This is a genomic window from Pseudoalteromonas sp. PPB1 (assembly GCF_015356275.1).
Taxonomy (GTDB): domain Bacteria; phylum Pseudomonadota; class Gammaproteobacteria; order Enterobacterales; family Alteromonadaceae; genus Pseudoalteromonas; species Pseudoalteromonas rubra_D.
This window is the reverse complement of sequence record NZ_JACEQV010000002.1, coordinates 259,935-285,032: the sequence shown is the minus strand read 5'-3', so window position 1 is coordinate 285,032 and position 25,098 is coordinate 259,935. Positions and strand designations below refer to the sequence as shown.

Here is a 25,098-nt window from a genome sequence, read left to right as displayed (position 1 = left end):
AGATTGTGAGTAATATCTATCAAATTTTTGCACAGCATGTGCAGTCTCAGCCAGATAAAACCGCATTGGTGTTTGAGCAACAGACTTTGAGTTATCAGGCGCTGAATGCTCAGGTATTGAAGCTTTGCGTGCATTTTGGTCGTTTAGGGTTACGGCCTGGTCAACGGGTGGCGTTGTTTGCTCCGAATGGCCTTGAGTATCCGGTTGTTATGCTGGCGGCGGCCCGCCTGGGCCTGGCCATTGTGCCTTTGCCTATCAGTCTCAAAGGTGATGCGTTGTCGGTGGCGCTAAAGAAAACGCCGGTTGCGGCAGTGATCGCTTGGCCTTCTATTGGTCGAACTTTACTGGCAGACGCCGTCATTGACCCCACTAACTTAATCAGTTTGTCACAGCCTGTTGCGGATGAGCCCTGCTGGCACGACATTATGTCAGAGGAGTCGGTGGTGCAGTCGGTGAGTGCACCAGTGCAAAAGATTGATGTCAATGACCCCTATATACTAACCATGACATCCGGCTCCACAGGTCAGCCCAAACCGATAGTACTAAGCCAGCAATGTAAGATCAGCCGTGCCTATGACGCCACGATAAATTACTACGGGTTAACCCCAGACGAAGTCGTGCTGGTTGCGACGCCACTGTATCACTCACTTGCCCAGCGGGGGGTATTGATGCCCCTGATGTTAGGCGCAACCAGTGTGATCTTGCCTAAGTTTACGTTATCAAAGTGGCTCTGTGCTATTGAGACGCATCAAGTTAGTTTTCTGTTTGCGGTATCGGCTCAATTAGAGAGTTTGTTAAGCAGTGACGAAGAGGCTGATTTGAGTTCGTTGCGTTGTGTGGTGTCCTCCTCGGCGGTGCTGTCAGCTGAGTCCAAGCAGGCTTTGTTGCGCAAGTTACCCTGTCGTTTTCACGAGTGCTATGGTGCTTCTGAAGTGGGTGTGGTCAGTGATTTTTGTGTTAGTGAGCGACGAGATAAAAACGGCGCCGTCGGTGAGGCTTTGCCGTTTGTGCAGGTTAAGATCCTGGATCAGCAGGGACATGCCGTGGATGAGGGGGAAGTGGGCGAAATTGCGTGTCAGACGATAACCGGCTTCAGCGGTTATCTGAAAATGCCTCAGCAAACTCAGGATGCATTTGATTCGCAGGGCTATTTTCTGACCGGCGATTTGGGTTATCTGGATGGTGACGGGTTTTTGTATTATGTGGGGCGGAAAAAAGAGGTCATCTCCAGTGGGGGGATCAATATTTTTCCTCAGGACATTGAGGCAGTGGTCAGGAAGCATCCTAAAGTGGTGGATTGTGTGGCATTTGGTTGTGCGGACAGGCAACTGGGTGAGTATATCAAAGTGGTCTATGAGCAACAGGGTGATATGGATATCAGCCGGGAGTTAAGGCTGTTGTGTTTGTCTGAACTGACGGACTATCAGCAACCACGTTCACTTGAACGTATTAGTGCGCTACCAAGAACGCCGATGGGGAAGGTTCTCAGAAATGATGTGAAAACACGTTTTTCAGAAGTGTGATCCGGGTGTCAGGCTCAAACCTGACACCAACTGTGTTGCTCATTCGAAGTGACTGCTGCTTCAAACAGCGCCATACCTGCCTGAGCCTGAGCGAATCCAAACACATACTCGTTCTTAGGGGCTGTGCCTGCCTGATGTGCAGATAAAGCCTGATGAATGTCAGTGTATAGATTTGCAAACGCTTCAACAAATCCGGTCGGATGACCTGGTTTCATTCGATTGTACCGGAATTGATTGGCATACTGACACTGACCTGCACGGTCCAGTATCTCACGTCTGCCATCACTAAACTGTAGCTGCAACTCATCTGGGTTGAGTTGTACCCAGGTAGCACTACCCGTTGTACCATAGACCCTAACCTGCAACCCATTTCGGTGGCCGATGGCAGTTTTTGACATCCACATGCTGCCGTGGATCCCGTCAGGGTATTTTAGGAGCATTTGCACATCGTCAATTAATCCCGGATAGTCTGAGTGATTGGCAAACTGAGCACAGGTTTCTGTGGGTTCCCGTTCCAGTAAATAGCTCGACAAGTGATGTAAATGGACGCCCAAGTCAAGGCAGATAGTAGGGACCTGATAGTCCTGAAGTCGCCACGCCTGAGGCTTGGCTGGTTTGCCTGCGATATCGGGTGGGCGCTTGAAGCCTTCCTGGGGCATCTCCAGGTGAATTTTTTGGATCTGACCTAACTTTCCCTGAGCAATTAGGTGCTTGAGTTCACGAACCATAGCATAGCCACTGTAGTTATAGGTTACAGCCAGGAAATGTTTAGCCGGGTCATACACAGTAGCCAATGCTTGTGCTTCAGAGGTACCACAGACCAGTGACTTTTCGCAAATGATCGGAATATTTTCATTCAGTAATGCCGTTAGCACCTCCAAGTGATGAGGCGTGGGCGTAAGCACCACCACGGCGTCCACCTGATTTTTTTCTTGTTTAATAAGCGTGCGCCAGTCGCTATAGGTACGCTCAGGGGCAATGTCCCACTGCTGTGCGGTCGCTTCATTGGCGCTATGATCGCGACTGAAGGCACCTGCAACCACTTTGAAGCGATTGTCTAGTTGTGCAGCGGTAAAATGTACGTAGCCAACGGCCGAGTTCGTTCCTCCACCGATAAAGGCAAGGTTTAAAGGCTTAGTTGTCATGGGCTGCTACTCCTTCAGTGCTGTTTGAGTGTGTTGCCAGTCGCTGAGTAGCTGACTAAGGGTGTCAACGACCTGTTGTTGCTGTGGTGCTGTTAAAGACGGAAATAAGGGTAGAGTGATGGCACTGTGATAGTACGCTTCGCTGGCCGGGCAATAACCAGCCTTAAACCCTTGTTGTTGATAGTAAGGCTGCAAATAGATCGGGATATAGTGCACATGAGCAAAGACCCCTTGGGCTCTCAATTGAGTGACCAGATACTCATGTAATTGCCGGGTACTGTCAGCAATTCTGACGACATAGAGGTGATAGGCGCTGTATTGGTTATCTGATTGAGCCAAAGGGGTTACGCCTTCCACCTGCGCAAACAGAGCGTCGTAGTGTTGTGCCAACTTGTTACGCGTGGCAACAAATTGATCAAGCTGCGCTAGTTGGCTCAAACCCAATGCAGCATGCAGATCGGTCATCCGATAATTGAATCCTAGTGCTTGCTGTTGATAATACCAGGGCCCATGACTTGGCTCGGTCAGCAGAGCCGGGTCTGCAGTAATACCATGACTACGCAATGAGCGCATACGCTGCGCAAGCGCCTCATTTTGTGTGACGGCCATTCCACCTTCTGCCGATGTAATGATTTTTACCGGATGGAAGCTGAATACACAAATATCCGAATAGTCGCAGTGGCCGACAGGATTACTCTGATAGCGTCCCCCGATGGCATGGGATGCATCTTCGATGATTTTAAAACCATACTGCCTGGCTAACTTCGCGATGGCTTTCATGTCACAAGACTGGCCTGCAAAGTGTACGGGGATAACCACATCGGGTAAGCGGCCGGTTTCCTGTGCGTGCCGTAACTTTTCTGCCAATGCAAGTACACACAGGTTGCCCGACGTCTCATCGATATCCACGAAGTCGACGGATGCGCCGCAATAGAGCGCACAGTTTGCCGAGGCAACAAAAGAATTTGGCACCGTCCAGACCAAACTGTTTTGTGTGACATCGAGTGCCATACAGGCAACGTGTAAAGCCGACGTGGCACTATTTACTGCCACGGCATGTGGCGCTTGGCAATATCTGGCGACGGCTTGTTCAAACTGAGGTACAACCGGTCCTTGGGTCAAAAAATCAGACTGCAACACCGCGACGACTGCGTCAATGTCCTGTTGTGCGATGTTCTGTTTGCCATAAGGGATCATGCTGTCCTCCTGGCGTATTAAGCTAATGCCTGAGCATTGAAAGCTTTTATTTCTTCTATAGAGAGATAGTCTGGGTTACTGAGCGAATTATACTCAAAGTCTGGTGCGACAGCATGGCCTTGCTCGCCCAGGGCATTGGTATCGAAATCATTGCTGCGGCTACTGAATTTGATACCGGGTGCAATTACAAAATGGTCGCTAAATTCAAAGGTGTCAAAACAAAGGTCTTCGGGACACATCACTTCGTGCAATTTTTCTCCAGGGCGTATACCCACGATCTTATGCGGCAGTTGCGGTGCCATTGCAGTGGCAAGGTCAACAATACGAATCGAAGGTATCTTAGGTACGAAAATTTCACCCCCCATCATTCGTTCAAAATTCTTCAGTACAAAGTCGACACCTTGCTGGAGACTAATCCAAAACCGGGTCATGTCAGCATGGGTAATCGGGATATGGTCACACCCTTCATCGATAAAACGCTGAAATACGGGGACAACCGACCCTCGAGAGCATACCACATTGCCGTACCGGACGACTGAGAATAAGGTCTTATGCCCACCGGCGATATTATTCGCAGCAACAAATAGCTTATCAGAAGCCAGTTTAGTTGCACCATAAAGGTTAATTGGGTTTGCTGCTTTATCTGTTGACAGGGCGATCACTTTTTCAACATTGTTGTCCAGCGCTGCTTCAATGACGTTTTCAGCCCCATTGATATTGGTTTTGATACATTCCATGGGATTGTATTCAGCTGCTGGCACCTGTTTGAGTGCTGCCGCATGGATCACATAATCTACACCTTGCATCGCTCGATAAAGGCGGCTTTTGTCTCGGACGTCACCGATAAAGTAGCGCATACAGGGATCGTTGAATATCTGCTGCATCTCAAACTGCTTTAATTCATCACGAGAAAAAACAATAATTTTCTTTGGCTTGTATCGGGTTAAAAGCGTTTTGACATACTTTTTACCAAATGAGCCTGTGCCGCCTGTGATGAGAATAGTCTTATTGTCAAACATAAAAGTCCACCTAAAGGTGCATTGAATTCTTTACAGTATAGAAAAAGGTATGACTGTAACAAAATTCCCTTAAAAAGATAAAAAAGCGATTACTCAATACTTTATATCAGATATTGATAATTTGCAGTAAATATACATAGACTGCTATTCAATTTCTGACAATAGATGACTTTTTGAACACAAAGGGGTAGACTTAGAGGTAATAACACCTGATGGGGAGGCGTTATGCAGATAAATTCTCAAAGTACTAGTTTTTTTAACCGGGTTGATCAAACCAATAACAAGCTTAATCAACAGCTTGCAAGTGGTAAAAAGGTCAATTCAGCAGCCGATGATGCGGCAGCGTTGCAGATAATCAACCGTCTGACATCTCAGCAGGAAGGCTACAATCAGTCTATCCGCAATGCTTATGATGGTATTTCTTATTCGCAAACAACCGATTCTGCCTTGTCTGGCGTGAACGATGCTGTATCGCGGATCCGAGAGTTGTCACTTCAGTCTGGCAGTGGTGCGCTGACAGACAGTGACAGGCAAGCTTTGCAAGACGAAGTGTCGCAGCTTCAGTCGCAGATCTCAGATACCTTCGCTAATACAACGTTTGGTGGACAGGCACTGTTTGATGGTAATCAGACAAGCTTCCAGGTAGGGCCAGATGCAAATACAACGCAAGGTTTCACGGCGTCTGATGGCAGTTTCGCTAACCCGATCCTGAGTGTAGACATTTCGACTCAGGCCGGCGCACAAACGGCGATTGATGCGGCAGATCAAGTGTCGGAGGCGCTCAATACACAAAGGACTCAGCTGGGGGCGTTTGAAAACACACTCAATAGCACCATACGTGGCCTGGGAACACAAAGAGACAATATCGCAGAAAGTCAGAGTCGTATTCAGGATACTGACTACGCAAGTGCGGTTGCCGAACAAACGGCCAACGATATTTTATCTCAGGCGTCCATTGCATTGCGCGGACAGGCAAACCAGTCTGCTTCATCGGTGCTCGGGCTGCTGTAAGTCAAACTTTGGCTAGTACAATGTTTTAAAAGAGCCGGCAATTTAATGCTGGCTTTTTTATTGTTTTTCGCGCCTCAGACGCGTTGAGCTTATCGTCGTCAGCATGCGGCTGTTTTTAAAATAGTACCAGGTTCCAGAGCGCCATTGTTGCGACGTTATAGGTTATTCTGAGGCGTTCAACTCGTCCCTTATAAAAGTACACCTCTCTGATTTTTCTAAATTTTAATCCTTAAGTATTGATTTGGCGCATAGGCAGCGGCGTTTTTTTGGCGTTGATGTCAAAAACTTGCCACTTAGGTATTGCATCCCCATGTCACTGACTTACAATCATTACTATTGATATATACGAAGAAGTTGGATCTTGCGGGCATGATTACGATCCTGGATAACAATAATAACAGAGCAGCCGGGCTGGCAGCGGCATTGAGTTTCGTTGGACAGCCAGCACAGGTGATTGCGGAGTCGGAATTTTCCGCCGATCTGTTGAATAACCTACAAGAGCCAGTGGTTATCTTGGGGGCTCTGTCACAACTAAATCATGAGGCGTTGATCAAATCTTTGCCCGCAGTACCGTTTTTGCTGATTGGCGAAACTCTAAGGCCGCTACTATCGTTGGCAAACGTGATTGGTCTTATCACGGAGCCATTTAGTCAGGAAGTGACCATGCAGCTATTGCATGATTGTCAGCAATACCAGCGCATGTTGCCGGGTAAGTCGACTCAGCTGAATGATGCTAAATCGTTTGACGGCCTGGTGGGAGATACAAAAGCCGTCAAAGAAGTGCGTTTTTTGATATCTCAGGTTGCGAAAACAGACGCCAATGTCCTGATCCTGGGCGAATCCGGAACCGGTAAAGAGGTGGTTGCGCGAAATGTGCACTTGCTATCCAACCGCAATACAGGTCCCTTTGTGCCTGTTAACTGTGGCGCTATTCCCGGAGAGTTACTTGAGAGTGAATTATTCGGACATGAAAAAGGAGCCTTCACCGGTGCTATTTCTGCACGTAAAGGACGTTTTGAATTAGCGCAAGGTGGTACATTATTCCTCGATGAAATCGGCGATATGCCTTTGCAAATGCAAGTTAAGTTGTTACGTGTCTTGCAGGAACGCAGTTATGAGCGTGTTGGTGGTACTAAGCCTATCCAGGCGGATGTACGGGTTATTGCTGCAACGCACCGTAATCTGGAAATCATGATTGAAGAAGGTAAATTCCGCGAAGATTTGTTTTACCGTTTAAATGTGTTTCCCATTGAAAACCCCTCCCTGCGTGAACGTGCTGATGATATTCCTTTGCTATTAAAAGAGTTATTACGTCGTGTTGCTGAGCAGGGCGGGAGCACGGTGAAGTTCACTGATCGCGCGATTGACAGTCTTAAAGCACATAGCTGGCCCGGGAATATTCGTGAGCTTGCAAACCTGGTGGAACGCATGGCGATTATGTTTCCTGAAAAAGTGGTCGATGTGACCGACTTGCCCAGTAAGTATCGTTATATCGAAGTGGAAGCCTATGAGCCGGAATATCCGGAAGAGCTGCTTGAAAAAGACGTCTTTAATGAGTTGTTCAGTGATGGCTTCAGTGACTTTGAAGATGAAGAAGAAACACTCGATCAGGATAATATGGAACCGGGCCTGGGGTTACTGCCTGATGAGGGTATCGAGCTCAAAGAGTATCTGGCTGAGATGGAAATTAGTCTTATTACTCAGGCTCTTGAGCGTTACGACTATGTGGTTGCCAGAGCGGCTGAGATTCTCGGTGTGCGCCGTACAACCCTGGTCGAAAAAATGAAGAAGTACAATCTGAATCGCGATTAGAAAGAGTGACTAATTGCGTAATTACGGCACCCTGGAGGTGCCGTTTTTTATGGGGGCTAAAATGTGATGTGCCACACTTATGTGTTTGTTATGGTGTTCGTGAGCTAAACACGAAGAGCTTGGCTGCGGTTAAATGATAAGGCGCCTCACATCATAGCTTGAAGCTGCGCTTTAATATCCAGCGTCTTGTTTGCCTCTAATATGGGTGCCTTGCAAAAACAGTCATCATGATGATCATTGACCATGCCACAGGCCTGCATATGCGCATAGACTGTGGTGGGCCCAAGAAATTTGAAACCACGCTTTTTTAAATCTTTGGCAAATTGTGCGCTTATCTCTGTGGTTGCCTGATAGTCTTCGGGACTGTGAATGGTGTTTATGATTGGCGTAAAGTGGACAAATTGCCACTGATAGTAAGCAAAGCTGCCGAACTCCTGTTGAATTTCGATAAATCGTTTTGCGTTATTAATGGTTGCCTGGATCTTCAATTTATTGCGGATGATCCCGGGATTGTCCATCAGCCTGGTCACATCGTCCTCTGTCATTGCTGCAACTTTGTGCGGCTCAAACTGATGAAACGCCGCTCGATAGTTATCACGTTTTTTTAATATGGTATACCAACTGAGTCCTGCCTGAGCAGACTCCAGAGTAATAAACTCGAACAGTTTATCGTCATTCAGTACCGGCTTTCCCCATTCTTCGTCGTGATACGCAACGTAATCAGGCTTGCTTAAATCGACCCAGTGACAACGTGTGGTCATGATATTGTCCTTAATGTTGACAGTGATTAGAGTCAGTTTAGCGCATTATTAATCGCTGTACAAATAAACAGTGTCAAACTTTTGAAGGCATCCTTACGATTTTAATTTATTGAATATATTGAATTTTAAAGTTGGCATGGCAATTGCTTTTTCTTTGTATCTAGATTTATGAGAGCAACGTCATGGCATTAGCAAAAGTGATTAATCCACAATTTGTGCCAACCACTCAATACAACCCTTGCTTATTACAAGAAGCGTATATGGGTGAGTTGAGCGATTTGCGGCAACAAGCCAGTTGGCTGAGTCATCTGGTCGATACCATGCCAGCGGGTGTGGTGGTATTAGATGGGCAGGGTATGATAGCCAAAGCCAATCAGATAGCCATTGATATGCTGGGTGAGCCACTGGAGGGGGAAAAGTGGTTTAATATTATCCAGCGTTCTTTTTGTCCACAGCAGGATGATGGCCATGAAGTGTCTCTCAAAGACGGACGTCTGATCAAACTTGATATTACCGCCCTGACGCCGGAGCCCGGTCAACTGATCCTGATGACGGACCTGACAGAAACGCGACGCCTTCAGGCCCGTGTTGCACATATGCAGCGTCTCAGTGCTTTGGGCAAAATGGTGGCGTCTTTGGCCCATCAGGTACGTACACCTTTGTCTGCAGCGATGCTGTATGGTGCAAACCTGGGCAGCAGCAAACTACCTGCACAGTCACGAGATAAATTTCACACTAAGCTGATGTCGCGCCTAAAAGACCTTGAAAATCAAGTTAACGATATGCTGTTGTTCGCAAAAAGTGGCGAACAGCAGGTCATTGAACGTGTGTCGATGCAACAGCTATTGAGTGAGGTCAAAGCCGGCGCAGATGCGATGGTGTCATTGCACAAAGCCGAATTGACAGTGACTTTACCTGAGCCGGATATTGAAATTCTGGGCAATAAAACGGCACTGGCAAGCGCTATTCAGAATCTGATCCATAACAGTGTGCAACACATTGGCGCAGGGGCCCAAATAGAGATTTGCGCCCAGCGTGATGCCGGAACAGACATTGTGCGTATCAGTGTGTCTGACAATGGCCCAGGTGTTGACCTGAGTCAGGCAAGCAAACTATTTGAACCTTTTTACACGACTAAGTCACAAGGCACAGGCCTGGGGTTAGCCGTTGTGAATTCTGTCGCCCACTCCCATAAAGGTCGGGTTGACGTTAGCAATAATGAAACCGGAGGCGCATGTTTTAGCATGTTATTGCCTATTACCAGCGAACATTCATCATTACAGGAGGCCGTATGAGCAGCAAAATTTTAGTTGTCGAAGACGATGCCGGATTGCGCGAAGCACTTATCGACACACTTGAAATGTCGGGGTTTGAGTGCGTCGAGGCGGATAGTGCTGAACAGGCAGTGATATTGTTAAAACAACAAGTGTTTTCACTGCTTGTCAGTGACGTACAAATGGGCGCTATGAGTGGCTTAGACCTGCTCAGGACGGTGAAGCTAAATTACCCAGATTTACCTGTGCTGATGATGACGGCCTACGCCACCATAGACGATGCGGTTGAAGCGATGCGCCTTGGGGCGATTGACTACATGGCAAAACCTTTTGCGCCCGAAGTATTGCTGAATATGGTTAGCCGCTACATGCCTGAAAAAGCGAAAGAAACCGATGGTCCGGTAGTGGCAGATAGTAAAAGCCTGGAGTTACTTGAACTTGCCAAAAAAGTGGCGCGCTCAGATGCCAGTGTGATGGTGCTGGGTCCCAGTGGTTCTGGTAAAGAGGTTCTTGCGCGTTATATTCATGACCGTTCAGAACGTGCTGATCAGCCATTTGTGGCAATTAACTGTGCTGCCATTCCCGAAAATATGCTTGAGGCTACACTGTTTGGATATGAAAAAGGGGCTTTTACCGGTGCGATTACAGCTTGCCCAGGTAAGTTTGAACAGGCACAGAAAGGAACCATATTATTAGACGAAATCACTGAGATGGACTTGGGTCTACAAGCTAAGTTGTTAAGAGTATTGCAGGAAAGAGAAGTCGAGCGGCTGGGTGGTCGTAAAACCATTGAATTGGATGTTCGGGTTCTGGCAACCAGTAACCGTGATCTTAAAGAAGCCGTGAATGACGGTGTTTTCCGGGAAGACTTGTATTACAGATTGAACGTCTTTCCATTGACCTGGTTGCCGTTGTCAGAGCGCAGCGGAGATATCGTCCCACTTGCAGCGCACTTGTTACAGCGTCACTGCGATAAAGCCGGTAAAGAGACTCCTGTATTGTCTCACTGTGCCAAAGACAAACTACTTAGCCACGCTTGGCCTGGTAACGTCAGAGAGTTAGATAATGTAGTTCAGCGGGCGCTTATTTTGCAGCAAGGGTCGGTCATTGCAGCTGATGATATTTTTATCGAGAATTTTGCGCCAATGCTCACAACCGCAACACAACCGTCACTTACGGAGCCTGCTGAATTTACCACAGGTGCTCTTGAGCCGGCTGGCGAGATTACAGTGAACATGAACGAGGATGCAGAGGGGCTGAGCTACAAAGAAGAGCTGCAGGATAAGGAACACCAAATTATTCTCGATACGTTGAACCGTTGTAACGGCAAGCGCAAAGACGTTGCTGAGTTACTTGGGATCAGTCCCAGAACACTTAGATATAAGCTGGCCAGAATGCGCGATTTGGGTTTACCTGTGCCGGCCTAAGTATTTAACTAAGACATCCGGGCAATTACTTGCCCGGATTCATGACCTTCCTGTGACCGGTTTGTGTCACTGTCAAAAATTCGACCCTCAAAAACCCTTCGTAACCTATTGTTTTAATTTGAGTTTAATTTGGCATGCTTTGTGCATTATTCATGTTATGTATAACTCACAAAGTGAGCCAGACCATGAAAATTCAATCTACCGGACTTTATCAGGAAATGCAGGCAATGGCCTCAGAGGCCGGCCGTGTCAGACCCCAGGACCCGAATAAATTGCCTGTCCAGGCAACGGCGGCAACCTCAAGTGCCCAGTTTGGCGATTTACTCAGTGATGCACTTAATACGGTTGCTGGACTACAGCGAGATGCCAAAGAGAAAGTGACCGCGGTTGAAATGGGTGACCGCAGCGTCTCTCTGGCGGAAGCAATGATAGCCAAAAACAAATCATCAGTGGCCTTTGATGCAACCATGCAGGTCAGAAATAAGCTCATAGAAGCATATAAAGACATCATGAGCATGCCGGTATAAACAGAGTTTAGTGGAGAGTAATCGTGGCTACCAATCAATCAACCGATCTGGCACTTGCTGATGGACAATCCGTTCCAGGAGCTGGTGCTGATGCAGATACGCAACAAGAGCAAAAATCAGGCTACTTTAGTGCTTTGAGCGGTGTTGATATGCTCCGCCAGATTACTTTGGTGATCGCACTGGCTATCTGTCTGGCAATCGCTATTTTCATTATTATCTGGGCACGTCAGCCAGATATGCGTCCGTTAGGTCAGTACCCAACCGAAGAGCTTGTTCAGACACTGGACTTTCTGGATGCACAGAAAATCGAGTATGACCTGGATGGCAATACCATCATGGTTGCAGAGTCTGACTATCAAGATATTAAGCTGAGAATGGCCCGTGACGGGTTCAGTCAGGCACCGAGCAGTGGTACTGATATCCTGATGCAGGATATGGGGTTTGGCGTGAGCCAACGTCTTGAGCGTGAACGTCTTAAGCACAGCCGGGAACAACAGTTAGCGCGTACCATCGAAGAGCTGCAAGATATTAACCGTGCGAAAGTCCTGCTGGCGATTCCAAAAGAAAACGTATTCGCGCGACGTGAAAAGCAGCCGTCAGCGACAGTGGTGCTCACATTAAAACGTGGTCGTACACTAGACAGTGAAGAAGTTGATTCAATCGTTGATATTGTTGCTTCAGCGGTACAGGGCCTGACGCCGGCACGTGTTACTGTGACAGATCAGAATGGTCGTTTGCTTAATTCTGGCTCCCAAGACTCTCTGGCTGCACGCTCTCGTAAAGAATATGAAATCGAGCGTAAGCGTGAGCAGGAATATCTGGAAAAAATTGACAGCATCATGATCCCAGTAGTAGGGCTGGGTAAGTATACCGCTCAGGTTGATCTGACGATGGACTTCAGCGCGGTGGAAGAAACCCAAAAACGTTTCAACCCCGACTTACCCGCGGTGCGCAGTGAAACCACCTTTGAAGAAAATAATGTCGGTGGCCTGGCTGTAGGTATCCCAGGTGCACTTACTAATCAGCCACCGGTGAACTCCAATATTCCTGAAGTGGCAGGCCAGGGCAATGGTTCCGGCACGACACCGTCACGTGTCCACAAAGAGGCCACACGTAACTATGAACTGGATACCACCATTTCACACAAGCGTCAGCAAACTGGCGTGATCCGTCGCATCAGTGTTTCAGTGGCGGTGGACTACATGAATAAGCCAGATGCCGAAGGCAACATGGTAATGACTGCGCGCTCACAGGAAGAGCTCAACAACATACGTCGTTTATTGCAAGGTGGCGTAGGCTTCGATATGCAGCGTGGTGATGCGCTGGAAGTGGTGACCGTACCTTTTGTACGTGAAAATATTCTGGAAGAGAGTGACTTGCCACTGTGGGAGCAGGAATGGTTTATGAAAACCATCCGCCTGGTTATGGGCGCGCTGGTTATCATCGTACTAATACTGGCGGTTGTCAGACCTATGCTGAAGCGTCTGATTTATCCAGAGGATACGCTGGAAGATTATGATGAAGATGCGCTAACCTCAGGTGTAGACCTTGGCGACAGTACTTTAGATATGCTAAACAATGACTTTGATGAATCAGCAGTTGGCTTCTCTTCCGATGGTACATTACAATTGCCAGACTTACATGGCGATGAAGATTTGCTTAAAGCTGTTCGTGCACTGGTTGCCAACGAGCCAGAGCTGTCTTCTCAAGTAGTCAAAGCATGGTTAACTGAAGATGAGTGATGAAGAACAAAAACAACTGCCGCCGGCGTTTGATGTAGATAAACTGGATGGGGTCGACAAAGCCGCCATCCTGCTACTCAGCCTGACGGAAGAAGATGCCGCCCAGATCCTGAAGCATCTTGAACCGAAGCAGGTTCAGAAAGTGGGTATGGCGATGGCGGCACTCGATGACTTATCGCAGGCCAAAATCAGTGCGGTACATAATCTGTTTATCGAGCAGATCCAAAGCTTCAGTACCATAGGCTTCCAGTCAGAGGACTTCATTAAGAAGGCACTGACCGCCGCACTTGGTGAGGACAAAGCCGCCAGTCTGATCGATCAGATTGTGATGGGCTCTGGCGCCAAAGGTCTGGACTCTTTGAAATGGATGGATTCTAAGCAGGTGGCGAATATCATCCGTAACGAGCACCCGCAGATACAAACCATCGTACTGTCTTATCTTGAGCCGGAGCAGTCAGCTGAAATATTGTCGCAGTTCCCCGAGAAAGTGCGGCTTGACTTGACAATGCGGATCGCAAACCTTGAAGAAGTTCAACCTGCGGCATTGCAAGAACTGAACGAAATCATGGAGAAACAATTCGCAGGTCAGGCTGGTGCGCAAGCTGCGAAAATGGGCGGCCTAAAAGCCGCTGCGGATATCATGAACTATCTGGATACCAACATCGAAGGTCAGCTCATGGATTCAATCCGTGAGCATGACGAAGAAATGTCTCAGCAAATTCAGGATCTGATGTTTGTCTTTGAGAACCTGATGGATGTAGAGGACAGAGGCATTCAGGCTATTCTGCGCGAAGTTCAGCAAGACGTCCTGATGAAAGCCATTAAGGGTGCCGACGATTCGCTGAAAGAGAAGATCATGAAGAACATGTCTAAGCGTGCAGCTGAAATGATGGCTGACGATCTGGAGGCAATGCCACCGGTACGGATCAGTGAAGTTGAAGCAGCGCAGAAAGAGATCCTGGCAACAGCCAGACGTCTTGCCGACTCGGGTGAAGTCATGCTCGGTGGTGGTGGTGGTGAGGAGTTCTTGTAAGCCATGGCTGAGAAGAAGTTATATCGTGGTAAGCCAGTGAGCTCAGAAGCACTGGATGAGCTGCTTGAAAACTGGCCAATCCCTAATGTGGATGAGGATCTGAGTAAGTACTCCGGGCGTTCGACCGCCATGGGCACCCCACTTGAAGAGCTCTATCAACAAAAAGTCAGCCAGCCAGAGCCAGAGCCTGAAGCCGAAGAAGTCCCTATGCTCACACTGGAGGAGTTGGAGCAGATCAGACAGGATGCCTATGAAGAAGGCCTGAAACAGGGCCATGAACAGGGTTATATCGAGGGATTTGACAAAGGCGTTAGTGAGGGGAAAGAAGCGGGCTACAAAGAAGGGGTAACGCTCGGTAAAGAGCAGGGGATAGAAGAATCAAAGCCGCTGATTGAAGAGCGATTACACTCTTTGTCTGCATTACTTGAAGCCACTCAAAAACCCCTTCGTCAGATAGATGAAGCTGCCGAAAAACAGTTATTGCAACTCGTCAATTTATTGGCAGAGCAAGTGATCTTTGAGCAAGTTAAAACTCGCCCTGAGCTGATTTTACAGGCCCTGAAGAAAGGCATTGATGCTTTACCGCTGCATGACACACAGATGCGGATCAACCTGCACCCGGAAGATTTAGCCCTGGTTAAAGAAGCCTATGGTGAGGAAACCATCGCTGAGCAACACTGGCAGTTAGTGCCAGAGCCGACGCTTGAACGCGGTGGCTGTCATATCAGAACACCAGAGTCGTCAATTGACCTGAGCCTTAAAAATCGCATCGCTGAAGTGCTTGGCAGTTTTCTGCAAGCCAGTGGTGCTGACACCTGAATCTAAGCACAACGCGGCGTACTGATTTGGTCGCCGCAAAAAATGTTGGAGAGATTTTTGCATAAGTGAATTATCTGAATTTTTTCACTGACAGCAAATGACCGTATCTAGTTCGACAGAGCAACCCTTGGCTGAGCGCCTGCAAAAGTTTCAAAAACATATCCAGCCTTACGGTGTCGCCGTTGCGGGCAGTTTGACTCGGGTCGTTGGTCTCACGCTTGAAGCCAAGGGCCTCAATGCCCCGGTTGGCAGTCAGTGTAAAATTGAAACCATCCGTGGTTTTGTCGATGCCGAAGTAATCGGCTTTAATCATGACACCCTCTATTTAATGCCCAATGATCATATATCCGGCGTGTTACCTGGCGCCCGTGTTATCCCGCAAATCAAAGAAGCAGGCTTACCTGTTGGGATGACTCTGTTGGGCCGGGTTGTAGATGGCTTGGGTCGTCCTTTGGATGGGCTCGGGCCGATTGAGGCAGAAACCCACCTGAAATTTGCACAGGCTGCAATTAACCCTCTGGCCAGAAGGCCAATTAAGGAACCAATGGACGTTGGCGTGCGTGCCATTAACTCCATTGTAACGGTTGGACAAGGGCAGCGAATGGGTCTGTTTGCGGGCAGTGGTGTCGGTAAATCAGTGCTGCTAGGTATGATGACGCGTGGCAGTGAGGCAGACGTCATTGTGGTTGGTCTGGTTGGCGAGCGGGGCCGGGAAGTTAAAGAGTTTATAGACGAAATACTCGGTGTTGAAGGGCGACAACGTTCCGTCGTCGTCGCAGCACCAGCCGATGCATCACCCTTGATGCGATTGAAGGGATGTGAGAGTGCAGTCACGATTGCTGAGTATTTTCGTGATCAGGGGCTGAACGTATTGTTGCTGCTCGACTCGGTGACTCGTTATGCCATGGCGCAGCGTGAAATCGCGCTGGCAGTGGGTGAGCCTCCGGCAACCAAAGGTTATCCACCTTCGGTGTTTGCTAAATTGCCGGCTTTGGTCGAACGGGCGGGTAACGGTGGGGAAGGTCAGGGGTCGATCACGGCTTTCTTCACGGTATTGAGTGAAGGGGACGATATGCAAGACCCGATTGCAGATTCCGCTCGGGCAATTCTTGATGGGCACATTGTTTTGTCGCGGGAGCTGGCTGACAGTGGTCATTATCCGGCCATTGATATTGAGAAGTCCATTTCACGGGTAATGCCGCAGGTGGTCTCGGAAAGTCACATGCAGCAGGCGCGTGTGCTCAAACAGGTTTATTCTATGTATCAGCAAAATAAAGATATGATCACATTGGGTGCTTACCAGCAAGGGAGTGATCCCATGTTGGATCAGGCTATCAATATGATGCCCAATATCAATGCCTTCTTGCAGCAAGGAATGAAAGACGTGTTGCACTATGATGAATGCCTGCAAGGTCTGGCACAACTTCTGGGACAGGGCTAATGGCAAATAACAAACTTGACTTATTGTTCAAACTTGAAAGTGAGAAAGAAGAAAAGCTACGCCTTAATTTTATTCAGGCGGAGCAAAACTTTCATGCGAATCAACAAAAGCTCAATGGCCTGAATGATTTTCGTCTTGAATATAGTCAACAGCTTCATCAAAAAGCGCAGCAGGGTCTCTCGAGTGCAGGGTTTGGCCAATATCACGCTTTTATCAGTAAGATTGAAGAGGCCATTCGGCAGCAGGCTAATACCGTTGCCACCGCTAAGCGGGTGGTGGATCAGCGTCGTAAGTTATGGTTAGAGCAACAAGTGAAAGCCAAAGCGATTGCCAAGCTGATAGAGAAAAAGGCGCTTGAAGAACAACAAAAGCTGGCCAAAGCAGAGCAGAAAATGCTTGATGAGTTTGCTACCAATATCTTCATGCGTCGCAAGCTTGCACAATAATAAAAGGTGTCAAAAATAATTCATTAATGGCGTACTTTTTGCAGTGTTAATCCAGTATATCAATTTAATCCGGTTAGCGGCGCAAACTTGCCGCACATAAAGGTGAAAATATGGTCAATGTTTCGCTAGAAGTAGCAATCAATAACGGAGTTTCGGCGAAGGGAAAAGATCAAACGGAACAAGCGGAAGAGTCAGGGTTTCTTGCCATGCTTGCTCAGGCAGAGCAAGACAGTGGTGATGAAACATCTCAGTCGGATACACAAAGCGCGGGTGAATACACCCCGTTACCTGAGGGCCTGGACCGCCGTTTAGGTCTCGATGATAGCCATTTGCCGAAAAAACAAAATACCGCGCCGGATGAACCTTTGCGGCTTGATGATTCCGAGTTACCCGGCAAGGGAAGTGCGGCAGCAGGTAGTGGTGCAAACACCAGTGATGCTGATGAGCTGCTTGCTCAAATCACTTCCTCTAACGCGCAAAGTACAGACGTTGCCCACAATTTGGCACCAGTTCCCAAAGCGCTAAAAGATTATTTGGGTAAAGAAACGCTGGTGGTGCCACCTGAAACGAAAAAACCGCTTGATAACATTGGACCTGGACCGGTTGTACCAGCTCCTTTGGGTCAGGAGGAGTTGAATCAGACTGACGATGCTGTGGATCCTAAGCTGCAAGAAGCGACATCTAAATCTGTCACCGCAGGCGCAAATGCGCTTCCCGATGGTAATCATCTGAAAGGCAAAATTCAGGTGGAGAGCGTGGATGAGTTAGTTATTCATAAACGGATTGATCGTGTGGGGCCTGGTATCACACAACCCAGCGATTCGTCTGGACCGGTGGCTGATGAGCTGCTTGCCAAAGGCGAAGGAAAACCGGCCAGTATCATGGAAGCGTTAAAATCTGACAATGCTGAAATAAATTTGAAAAGCAGTGACAAGGCGCAGGCCCAGGCCAAGCCTGTGAACGCAGAACAGCCGCTTCCAGGCGCTAAACCGGTTACTACGGAAGCTTCGTCTGTGCAAGCGAATCCATTACAAACAAAACCTGTAAATGCGCAAGAGATTTCATCGCAGCACGAACAAACGCCTGAACAGGTTGCCGTGCATAAAGAGGTAACAGAAAAAGTGCCGTTCGACGGTAAAATCGCTCAGCGCCCGGTTGACCAGGTAGGCCCGGTGATAACGGCACCTCAGGGCGACCAGAAAGAGGCCAAGCTCAGTGATAAAGTTCAGAGTGAGCAGAGCGAGTTTTTGCGCAATAGTAAATCTCAGGTGTCAGTCGCTGATAATGTGACTAAAGCACAACAGCCTGTACAGCCACCTCAGGGCGCAAATGTAAACAGCACAGCTGACTTGAAAGCCATGGTTGACACACTTACTCCGCAGCAAAAGCAAACTCTTGCGGCAAATTTACAGTCACAGCTAGATAGTAAAGAGCTCAGTGATCCTGAACATCGTGCAAAAGCGGAGCAGTTGTTGCAGCAGTTGGGTGTCAAACCGACTGGGACAACGTCCGGCAAGGCAGAAGGTGTAACAGCACCAGTTGTGTCAAATGTGGAGCAGTCAGGTCAAGCTGAGCAGGCCAAAGTGTCTGATAAAGACAATAACACTGCCAGAATAACTGATCCGATAGCGCCAGAAAAGGTTAACAAACAGGCGGCGACAGTGAGCCAGTCTGGAGCAAATAGCGTAGATCAGAAACCGCAAAGTAAAGAAGCTCAACAGCAGACGACTGTTACTGAGTCACAAGAGAGTGAGCATCCGGAATTAGCCCAGCTTAAAAAAGACGGTGGACAGTCCGAACAGCAAAATTCACAACAGCGTAGTGCTATGGCCGCACCGGTAGAAAATATCTTTAAAGCCATTCGTGGCGAGCGCATAGATGATGGACTGAAGCATGAATTTAATGAAGTGCTGGCACAGGTAGAGCAGGTTCGCCAGAATCAACAGGTTAATCAACAAAGCGCAGTAAATCAAAAAGCCATGCAAACCGACCCAGCTGTTAGTCAGGCCATCAACATTGCCCGCAATGATGCTGTGAAAGCATTGCAAGAGCGTGTGAACATGATGCTGAATATCAACAATAAAGAAGCAGAAATTCGTCTGGACCCACCCGAATTGGGCAGTATGCAGATCCGAATTCGTTCTGAAGGCGAGCAGGCTCAGGTAAACTTCGTGGTGCAAAACCAGCAAGCCAAAGAGCAGTTAGAACAGTCCATGCCCAAGCTCAGAGAGATGCTTGCTGAGCAGGGGATCCAGCTCGGAGAAAGCAATATTCAGCAGGGGCAGGGAGGAGAGCAACAGCAACAGGAATCATCCCAAGGTCATGGAACACTTGCTAATAATGGCAGTGAAGCGCAAAATAACGGCCAACAATCAACGACTAGCAGACGGCAAAGTGATTCAGCAATAGATTACTATGCATAACAGCTGCTATGATTAAGGTTAAAGTGATTTAAAGAAGCGCGAATATGGCAGAAGAAAGCGATTTAGAAATAGAAGAAACTGGTGGATCAAAGAAAAAGTTGATCATCATTATTGCCGCTGTGGTTGTTGTTTTAGGTGCAGTAGCAGGCTACTTTTTATTTGCAGGGTCAGATGACGCGCCCGAATCGCTGGCAGAAGAGACGACTGAGCAGCAAGAGCAGGCATCGCAGGAAAATGCGGCGCAAACAGGCAGCGCACTGTATGTTGCCATGCCTCGTCCCTTTGTATTTAACGTACCAGGCGCCAGTCGCGACCGCATTGTACAAATCAAAGTGCAACTGTTGGTACGCGGTGACGTCAACGAAGAGGTTGCAAAGAAGCATATACCTCTGATTGAAGGGACACTGCTAAGTGTGTTTTCGACCACAACCGCTGATGAACTGAGTACCAGTGCGGGTAAAGAAACTCTGCGCCTTGGTGCACTGGACAAAGTTCAGGCTGCAATGGAAAGCGTTGAGGGCAGCAAGGTGGTCGAGCGCGTGTTATTCACCGGTTTTGTAATGCAGTAGGAAGAGTCAGTGAGCGACTTATTATCACAAGACGAAATCGATGCCTTATTGCATGGTGTCGATGAGGTCGAAGAAGAAGAAGTCCCGGATAGTGACGATGGCGGCACCAGTAACGCCTTACAATATGACTTTTCGTCACAGGACCGTATCGTCCGTGGTCGCATGCCGACTTTGGAAATCGTTAATGAGCGATTCGCGCGGCACATGCGGATCAGTTTGTTTAACATGATGCGTCGTACTGCCGAGGTATCAATCAATGGCGTACAGATGCTCAAGTTCGGTGAGTACATTCACACGCTATTTGTTCCTACCAGTCTGAACATGGTACGTTTTCGTCCGCTCAAAGGAACAGGGTTGATCACTATGGAAGCCCGCCTGGTGTTTATCCTGGTGGATAACTTCTTTGGTGGGGATGGGCGCTACCATGCGAAAATCGAAGGGCGAGAATTTACGCCTACAGAGCGGCGGATCGTTCAGATGTTGCTCAAAATCATTTTTGAAGATTATAAAGAAGCCTGGGCACCGGTTATGGATGTGTCGTTTGAATATCTCGACTCGGAAGTGAACCCGGCGATGGCGAACATAGTCTCTCCAACGGAGGTTGTGGTGATCAGCTCATTCCATATTGAGCTGGATGGCGGGGGAGGAGACTTCCATATTTCCTTGCCTTACTCAATGCTTGAACCTATTCGTGAACTGCTAGACGCGGGTGTTCAGTCTGACACTGAAGACACCGACCTGCGTTGGAGTAAGGCGCTGCGTGACGAAATTATGGATGTTGAAGTGGAGCTGTCTACACAATTACTCGAAGTAGACTTATCGCTTGACCAAATCATGCAGTTAAAAGCGGGTGATATTATTCCTGTTGAGATGCCCGAGCATATCACAGTATTTGTGGAAGAACTGCCGACCTTTAGGGCTAAAATGGGGCGTTCTCGTGACAATGTTGCGCTACAAATCAGTGAGAAGATTAAACGTCCAGAATCTGTGAAGTCAGAACTTCACGTGTTTACGAAGGGCGGCAAGAAGCTGGACTCGGATGCTGAGTTGGCGGAGTTAGAAGAAGATCTGCACCTGTCTGAAGGTGTGGATTTAGATTGGTGATGAAGAAGTTAATTAAGGTAGTCAGTGCATGAGTGATGATCAAGATACAATGGACGAATGGGCGGCTGCACTCGCAGAGGCCGAGGAAGCTGACCAGGACGGTGCTGAAGCCGAAGTTGCGGAATTGGAAGAGTTGCAAGACAGCGGCGCTTCTCTGAGCGCTGATGAAAAGCGTAAGCTCGATACGATTTTAGACATCCCGGTCACCATTTCGATGGAAGTTGGGCGCTCTAAGATCAACATACGGAACTTACTTCAGTTGAACCAGGGGTCTGTTGTTGAACTGGACCGAGTGGCCGGTGAGCCTCTGGATGTGCTGGTCAATGGCACCCTGATTGCCCATGGCGAAGTGGTTGTTGTTAACGATAAGTTCGGTATTCGCCTGACTGACGTTATCAGCCAGGTTGAACGTATCAAAAAGCTTCGCTAACAGACCGCTAATGAGTGCTTTGATATTCTCCAGTGTGGCTGCGGTGCAGCCACCAGGTGGGCTCAGCAGTGAGCTGTTGTCTATGGGCCTGTCTTTGGCGTTTGTGGTGGTGGCAATCATTGGACTGGCCCTGCTTGTGAAACGCTTCAATCCCAATCTCGGTAATAGCCAGGATTTTAAAGTGATCCGCAGTCTGCCGCTTGGCAGCAAAGAGCGATTACTGGTCATTGAAATAGACGATAAACAACACTTGCTTGGTGTGACACCACACAGTATTAATTATTTATATCAGTTAGAGTCGCCTTTAGAAGTGACACCCACAGCCCCATTTGCTCAAGAACTCAGCCGCTTAATGTCTGGCGCAAATAACAATAAGAAATGAACCTATGATCCGATTTTTACTCCTTATCACAGTGTTGTGCTTTGCTCCGGGGGCGTTAGCTGACGGCATTGAGGCACTGAGTGTGACAACCAATCCGGATGGCTCTCAGGAATATTCAGTCACGCTGCAAGTACTGGCTATCATGACGGCGCTGAGTTTTATCCCTGCTGCTGTAATTATGATGACTTCCTTTACCCGCATCATTGTGGTTTTGGCTATCCTGCGTCAGGCGATTGGCTTGCAGCAATCACCGTCTAACCAGGTATTGGTGGGAATGTCTTTGTTTCTGACCTTTTTTATTATGGCACCTATCTTTAACCAGATTAATGAGCGCGCGGTACAGCCTTATCTGAATGAAGAAATGACGTCAATTCAGGCGCTTGAGCAAGCCAAGGAACCGATCAAAGCGTTTATGTTATCGCAAACGCGGATAAAGGATTTGGAAACATTCGCTAAAATAGCTGGCTACGATAAGCTGGATAGCCCGGAAGATACCCCGTTTGTGGTCATTATTCCGGCGTTTGTGACCAGTGAACTGCAAACCGCTTTTATCATCGGCTTTATGTTTTTCATCCCCTTCCTGATTGTGGATCTGGTGGTTGCCAGTGTATTGATGGCGATGGGTATGATGATGCTGTCACCTATGATAGTGGCCTTGCCTTTTAAGATTATGTTGTTTGTGCTGGTCGATGGCTGGTCTCTGATCATGGGTACCCTGGCTCGCAGCTTTGGCTTAGGAGTGTGACATGGAACCAGAAGTTTTTGTCGATATTCTGAGTGATTCGCTTTTTATTGTTATTAAACTGGTGACCGCCATTGTATTGCCGGGCCTGATGATAGGTCTGGTCGTGGCGGTATTCCAGGCGGCAACCTCGATCAACGAACAAACCTTAAGCTTCCTGCCCAGACTTATCGTCACCATTGTAGCCCTGATTTTCGGTGGTCACTGGATGACTCAGGTACTGATGGATTTTTTCAACCAGTTGGTGCTTCAGATCCCAGAAATCGCAGGGTAACGTGCCATGGAGTACCCCTTCGAACTCATTATTCAGGCGCTCAGTGACTATATGTTGCCGTTTATCAGGATCAGTTCGATGATTATGATAATGGCAGGTTTAGGGGCACAGAGTGTCCCAACCCGTATCAAGCTTGCTATGTCAGTTGTTGTGACTGTTGCGGTTGTTCCGGCTATTCCTCAGACCCAGTTCACCGACTTATTTTCTTTCGCCATGGTACTGGTGGTGATGCATGAAATTATAGTCGGGGTCTCAATCGGGTTTGCTTCTATACTGCTGCTCAATACGTTTATTGTTGCGGGTCAGATTCTGGCAATGCAAACGGGGCTAGGCTTTGCTTCCGTGGTTGACCCGGCCAATGGATTGAGCGTACCGGCAGTCGGTCAGTTTTATCTGATTCTGGCGACATTGCTGTTTTTTGTTTTTAATGGCCACCTGATGATGATCAAGATGGTGGTGTATAGCTTTCAGAGCTGGCCCATTGATGGCAGCTGGTGGGTCGTTGATAATTATTGGCAGATTGTGACCTGGGGCAGCTGGCTATTTGCCACTGCGCTGGCATTGTCGCTGGCACCACTAACCGCCATGCTACTGATAAACCTGTCATTCGGTATTATGACGCGTGCAGCACCGCAGATGAATATTTTCTCTGTGGGGTTTGCTTTTACTATGGTGTCGGGTTTGTTGATCATCTGGGCAACGATGGGGAACTTTGTGATTCAATACGAGTTTCAGTGGCTGAAAATGACAGAATTAATGTGTAACCTGATCGGGTGCACGGTGTAATCGAGTAGCGGGAGCAAAACGATGGCAGAAGATTCTGGTCAGGAACGTACAGAAGAACCCACGGATAAGAAAATTGCAGATGCCCGTAAGAAAGGGCAAGTTGCCCGCTCAAAAGAGTTGGGCACGACATTTGTACTTATATTTTCTGCTGTGTCATTGTTGCTGTACGGCCCGGACATTGCCAAGGGGCTGTACAACATGATGGGTCGAATGTTTACACTGAACCGTAATGAAACCTATGACACCACCAAAATGTTTTCTGTCTGGGGGGATGCATTTTCTGAAATCATTTTTCCGCTGAGTATGTTTGTGTTGATCATTATGGTGGCTGGGATCATTGGTAATACACTGTTAGGTGGCTTTAATTTTAGCTGGCAAGCAGCGGCACCCAAGCCAAGTAAAATGTCCCCAATGAAAGGCATAAAACGGATGTTTGGGCCACAGGCTGCGGTGGAGTTGGTTAAGTCGATCCTCAAGTTTGTACTGGTGGCCGGGTTTGCGATATTACTTATTAAGGTATTCTTTTACGAGATACTGCATCTCAGTATCGAGCAAATTCCGGGCAGCATTATGCACTCCCTGGAAATTTTGGCCTGGATGTTTCTGGCGCTGAGTTGCACCATGATCATTATCTCGGCAATTGATGCGCCATATCAGAGTTACAATCATCATAAACAGCTCAAGATGACGCTACAAGAGGTCAAAGATGAGTATAAGAACTCGGAAGGTGATCCTCAGATTAAAGCCCGTATCCGGCGCACACAGCGTGAAATGTCGCAACGACGGATGATGCAGGAAGTGCCTGATGCCGATGTGGTGGTCACCAACCCAACTCATTACTCTGTGGCGCTAAAATACGACACAGAAAAAGCGGGCGCGCCCATGGTGATTGCCAAAGGCGTTGATGAACTGGCGATGCAGATCCGTAAAATTGCTAAAGGGAACGAAGTCCCCATTGTTGAATCACCTGTTTTAACCCGCTCTTTGTATCATACGACCGAAGTGGGCGACCAAATCCCACAAAAACTATTCACCGCCGTGGCCCAGGTGCTGGCCTACGTGTTTCAATTGAAGAAATTTAACAAGGGCCGTGGTAAGCGCCCGGTTGAATTAAAGAAAGACCTGCCCATTCCAGATGAATTGAAACACTAAGCTAATTGGTATCAAACTTGCTTTAATGTAACTGCGTCAATAATTTGTGGTTTGTAAGT

24 protein-coding genes are annotated in these 25,098 nt (G+C 48.0%); 20 read left to right on the top strand and 4 right to left on the bottom strand.

The features are described 5' to 3' along the window. Window positions 1–5 precede the first annotated feature (5 nt). Window positions 6–1,523 (top strand): class I adenylate-forming enzyme family protein, encoded by a 1,518-nt coding sequence (locus tag IY568_RS03575; RefSeq protein WP_323744712.1) that lies wholly within the window; start codon window positions 6–8, stop codon window positions 1,521–1,523. 14 nt (window positions 1,524–1,537) lie between these two features. Here IY568_RS03575 and IY568_RS03570 read toward each other — a convergent pair whose 3' ends face one another. Genes IY568_RS03570 through pseB form a run of 3 tightly spaced genes read right to left on the bottom strand, consistent with a single transcriptional unit; the run spans window position 1,538 to window position 4,884 of the window. Beyond that, window positions 1,538–2,668, bottom strand: a complete 1,131-nt coding sequence (locus tag IY568_RS03570; protein ID WP_194866795.1) for a Gfo/Idh/MocA family protein — start codon at window positions 2,666–2,668, stop codon at window positions 1,538–1,540. 6 nt (window positions 2,669–2,674) lie between these two features. Next, window positions 2,675–3,865: a UDP-4-amino-4,6-dideoxy-N-acetyl-beta-L-altrosamine transaminase gene (pseC, locus tag IY568_RS03565; protein ID WP_194866794.1), complete on the bottom strand. Its 1,191-nt coding sequence runs from the start codon at window positions 3,863–3,865 to the stop codon at window positions 2,675–2,677. A gap of 17 nt (window positions 3,866–3,882) precedes the next feature. Continuing rightward, complete coding sequence (pseB, locus tag IY568_RS03560) at window positions 3,883–4,884, bottom strand: UDP-N-acetylglucosamine 4,6-dehydratase (inverting) (RefSeq protein WP_125563835.1); 1,002 nt, start codon at window positions 4,882–4,884, stop codon at window positions 3,883–3,885. A gap of 225 nt (window positions 4,885–5,109) precedes the next feature. On the opposite strand from pseB, the gene IY568_RS03555 reads away from it, so the two are divergent. Together IY568_RS03555 and IY568_RS03550 are read left to right on the top strand one after the other, a co-directional pair. Next, entirely contained in the window at window positions 5,110–5,895 is a 786-nt protein-coding gene (locus tag IY568_RS03555) for a flagellin (protein WP_125563834.1), read from the top strand. A gap of 369 nt (window positions 5,896–6,264) precedes the next feature. Beyond that, on the top strand, window positions 6,265–7,707 hold the full coding sequence (locus IY568_RS03550; RefSeq protein WP_194866793.1) for a sigma-54 dependent transcriptional regulator: 1,443 nt from the start codon (window positions 6,265–6,267) through the stop codon (window positions 7,705–7,707). Between the two features lie 146 nt (window positions 7,708–7,853). Here IY568_RS03550 and IY568_RS03545 read toward each other — a convergent pair whose 3' ends face one another. After that, window positions 7,854–8,468 carry a DNA-3-methyladenine glycosylase I gene (locus tag IY568_RS03545; protein ID WP_125563831.1) on the bottom strand — a complete coding sequence of 205 codons (615 nt, stop codon included), beginning with the start codon at window positions 8,466–8,468 and terminating at the stop codon, window positions 7,854–7,856. A gap of 182 nt (window positions 8,469–8,650) precedes the next feature. Between IY568_RS03545 and IY568_RS03540 the strand changes: the two genes are divergently transcribed. The 17 genes from IY568_RS03540 to flhB all read left to right on the top strand — a co-directional run bounded on the left by IY568_RS03540 (window position 8,651) and on the right by flhB (window position 25,039). Next, window positions 8,651–9,763 (top strand): sensor histidine kinase, encoded by a 1,113-nt coding sequence (locus IY568_RS03540; RefSeq protein WP_125563829.1) that lies wholly within the window; start codon window positions 8,651–8,653, stop codon window positions 9,761–9,763. Beyond that, window positions 9,760–11,169 (top strand): sigma-54-dependent transcriptional regulator, encoded by a 1,410-nt coding sequence (locus tag IY568_RS03535; RefSeq protein WP_194866792.1) that lies wholly within the window; start codon window positions 9,760–9,762, stop codon window positions 11,167–11,169. The genes IY568_RS03540 and IY568_RS03535 overlap by 4 nt, the downstream gene beginning before the upstream one ends. 185 nt (window positions 11,170–11,354) lie before the next feature. Further along, a complete protein-coding gene (gene fliE, locus IY568_RS03530; RefSeq protein ID WP_010385672.1) occupies window positions 11,355–11,696 on the top strand; it encodes a flagellar hook-basal body complex protein FliE in 342 nt (113 codons plus the stop codon). A 20-nt stretch (window positions 11,697–11,716) separates the two neighbouring features. Further along, on the top strand, window positions 11,717–13,438 hold the full coding sequence (gene fliF / locus IY568_RS03525) for a flagellar basal-body MS-ring/collar protein FliF (RefSeq protein ID WP_125563826.1): 1,722 nt from the start codon (window positions 11,717–11,719) through the stop codon (window positions 13,436–13,438). After that, entirely contained in the window at window positions 13,431–14,471 is a 1,041-nt protein-coding gene (gene fliG, locus IY568_RS03520; RefSeq protein WP_010385674.1) for a flagellar motor switch protein FliG, read from the top strand. Before fliF ends, fliG begins: the two co-directional genes overlap by 8 nt. 3 nt (window positions 14,472–14,474) lie before the next feature. Next, the gene (gene fliH, locus IY568_RS03515) at window positions 14,475–15,290 is read left to right on the top strand and encodes a flagellar assembly protein FliH (RefSeq protein ID WP_125563824.1); all 816 of its coding nucleotides are present in this window, start codon (window positions 14,475–14,477) and stop codon (window positions 15,288–15,290) included. Window positions 15,291–15,387: 97 nt separating this feature from the next. After that, entirely contained in the window at window positions 15,388–16,731 is a 1,344-nt protein-coding gene (fliI, locus tag IY568_RS03510) for a flagellar protein export ATPase FliI (protein WP_125563822.1), read from the top strand. Next, window positions 16,731–17,177, top strand: coding sequence for a flagellar export protein FliJ (gene fliJ, locus IY568_RS03505; protein WP_125563820.1), 447 nt, complete (start codon window positions 16,731–16,733; stop codon window positions 17,175–17,177). Before fliI ends, fliJ begins: the two co-directional genes overlap by 1 nt. A 110-nt stretch (window positions 17,178–17,287) precedes the next feature. After that, window positions 17,288–19,600, top strand: coding sequence for a flagellar hook-length control protein FliK (locus tag IY568_RS03500; RefSeq protein WP_228553101.1), 2,313 nt, complete (start codon window positions 17,288–17,290; stop codon window positions 19,598–19,600). A gap of 44 nt (window positions 19,601–19,644) precedes the next feature. Beyond that, window positions 19,645–20,169 carry a flagellar basal body-associated protein FliL gene (fliL, locus tag IY568_RS03495; protein ID WP_010385679.1) on the top strand — a complete coding sequence of 175 codons (525 nt, stop codon included), beginning with the start codon at window positions 19,645–19,647 and terminating at the stop codon, window positions 20,167–20,169. A 9-nt stretch (window positions 20,170–20,178) separates the two neighbouring features. Further along, window positions 20,179–21,273: a flagellar motor switch protein FliM gene (gene fliM, locus IY568_RS03490; RefSeq protein WP_010385680.1), complete on the top strand. Its 1,095-nt coding sequence runs from the start codon at window positions 20,179–20,181 to the stop codon at window positions 21,271–21,273. A gap of 28 nt (window positions 21,274–21,301) precedes the next feature. After that, window positions 21,302–21,703, top strand: coding sequence for a flagellar motor switch protein FliN (gene fliN / locus IY568_RS03485; protein WP_010385682.1), 402 nt, complete (start codon window positions 21,302–21,304; stop codon window positions 21,701–21,703). A 10-nt stretch (window positions 21,704–21,713) separates the two neighbouring features. Continuing rightward, a complete protein-coding gene (gene fliO / locus IY568_RS03480) occupies window positions 21,714–22,085 on the top strand; it encodes a flagellar biosynthetic protein FliO (RefSeq protein WP_125563818.1) in 372 nt (123 codons plus the stop codon). Window positions 22,086–22,089: 4 nt separating this feature from the next. Beyond that, window positions 22,090–22,830, top strand: a complete 741-nt coding sequence (fliP, locus tag IY568_RS03475; RefSeq protein WP_194866791.1) for a flagellar type III secretion system pore protein FliP — start codon at window positions 22,090–22,092, stop codon at window positions 22,828–22,830. A 1-nt stretch (window position 22,831) separates the two neighbouring features. After that, complete coding sequence (fliQ, locus tag IY568_RS03470) at window positions 22,832–23,101, top strand: flagellar biosynthesis protein FliQ (protein WP_010385685.1); 270 nt, start codon at window positions 22,832–22,834, stop codon at window positions 23,099–23,101. Window positions 23,102–23,107: 6 nt separating this feature from the next. Next, window positions 23,108–23,887 carry a flagellar biosynthetic protein FliR gene (gene fliR / locus IY568_RS03465; RefSeq protein WP_125563815.1) on the top strand — a complete coding sequence of 260 codons (780 nt, stop codon included), beginning with the start codon at window positions 23,108–23,110 and terminating at the stop codon, window positions 23,885–23,887. Window positions 23,888–23,908: 21 nt separating this feature from the next. Next, on the top strand, window positions 23,909–25,039 hold the full coding sequence (flhB, locus tag IY568_RS03460) for a flagellar biosynthesis protein FlhB (RefSeq protein WP_125563814.1): 1,131 nt from the start codon (window positions 23,909–23,911) through the stop codon (window positions 25,037–25,039). Window positions 25,040–25,098 lie beyond the last annotated feature (59 nt).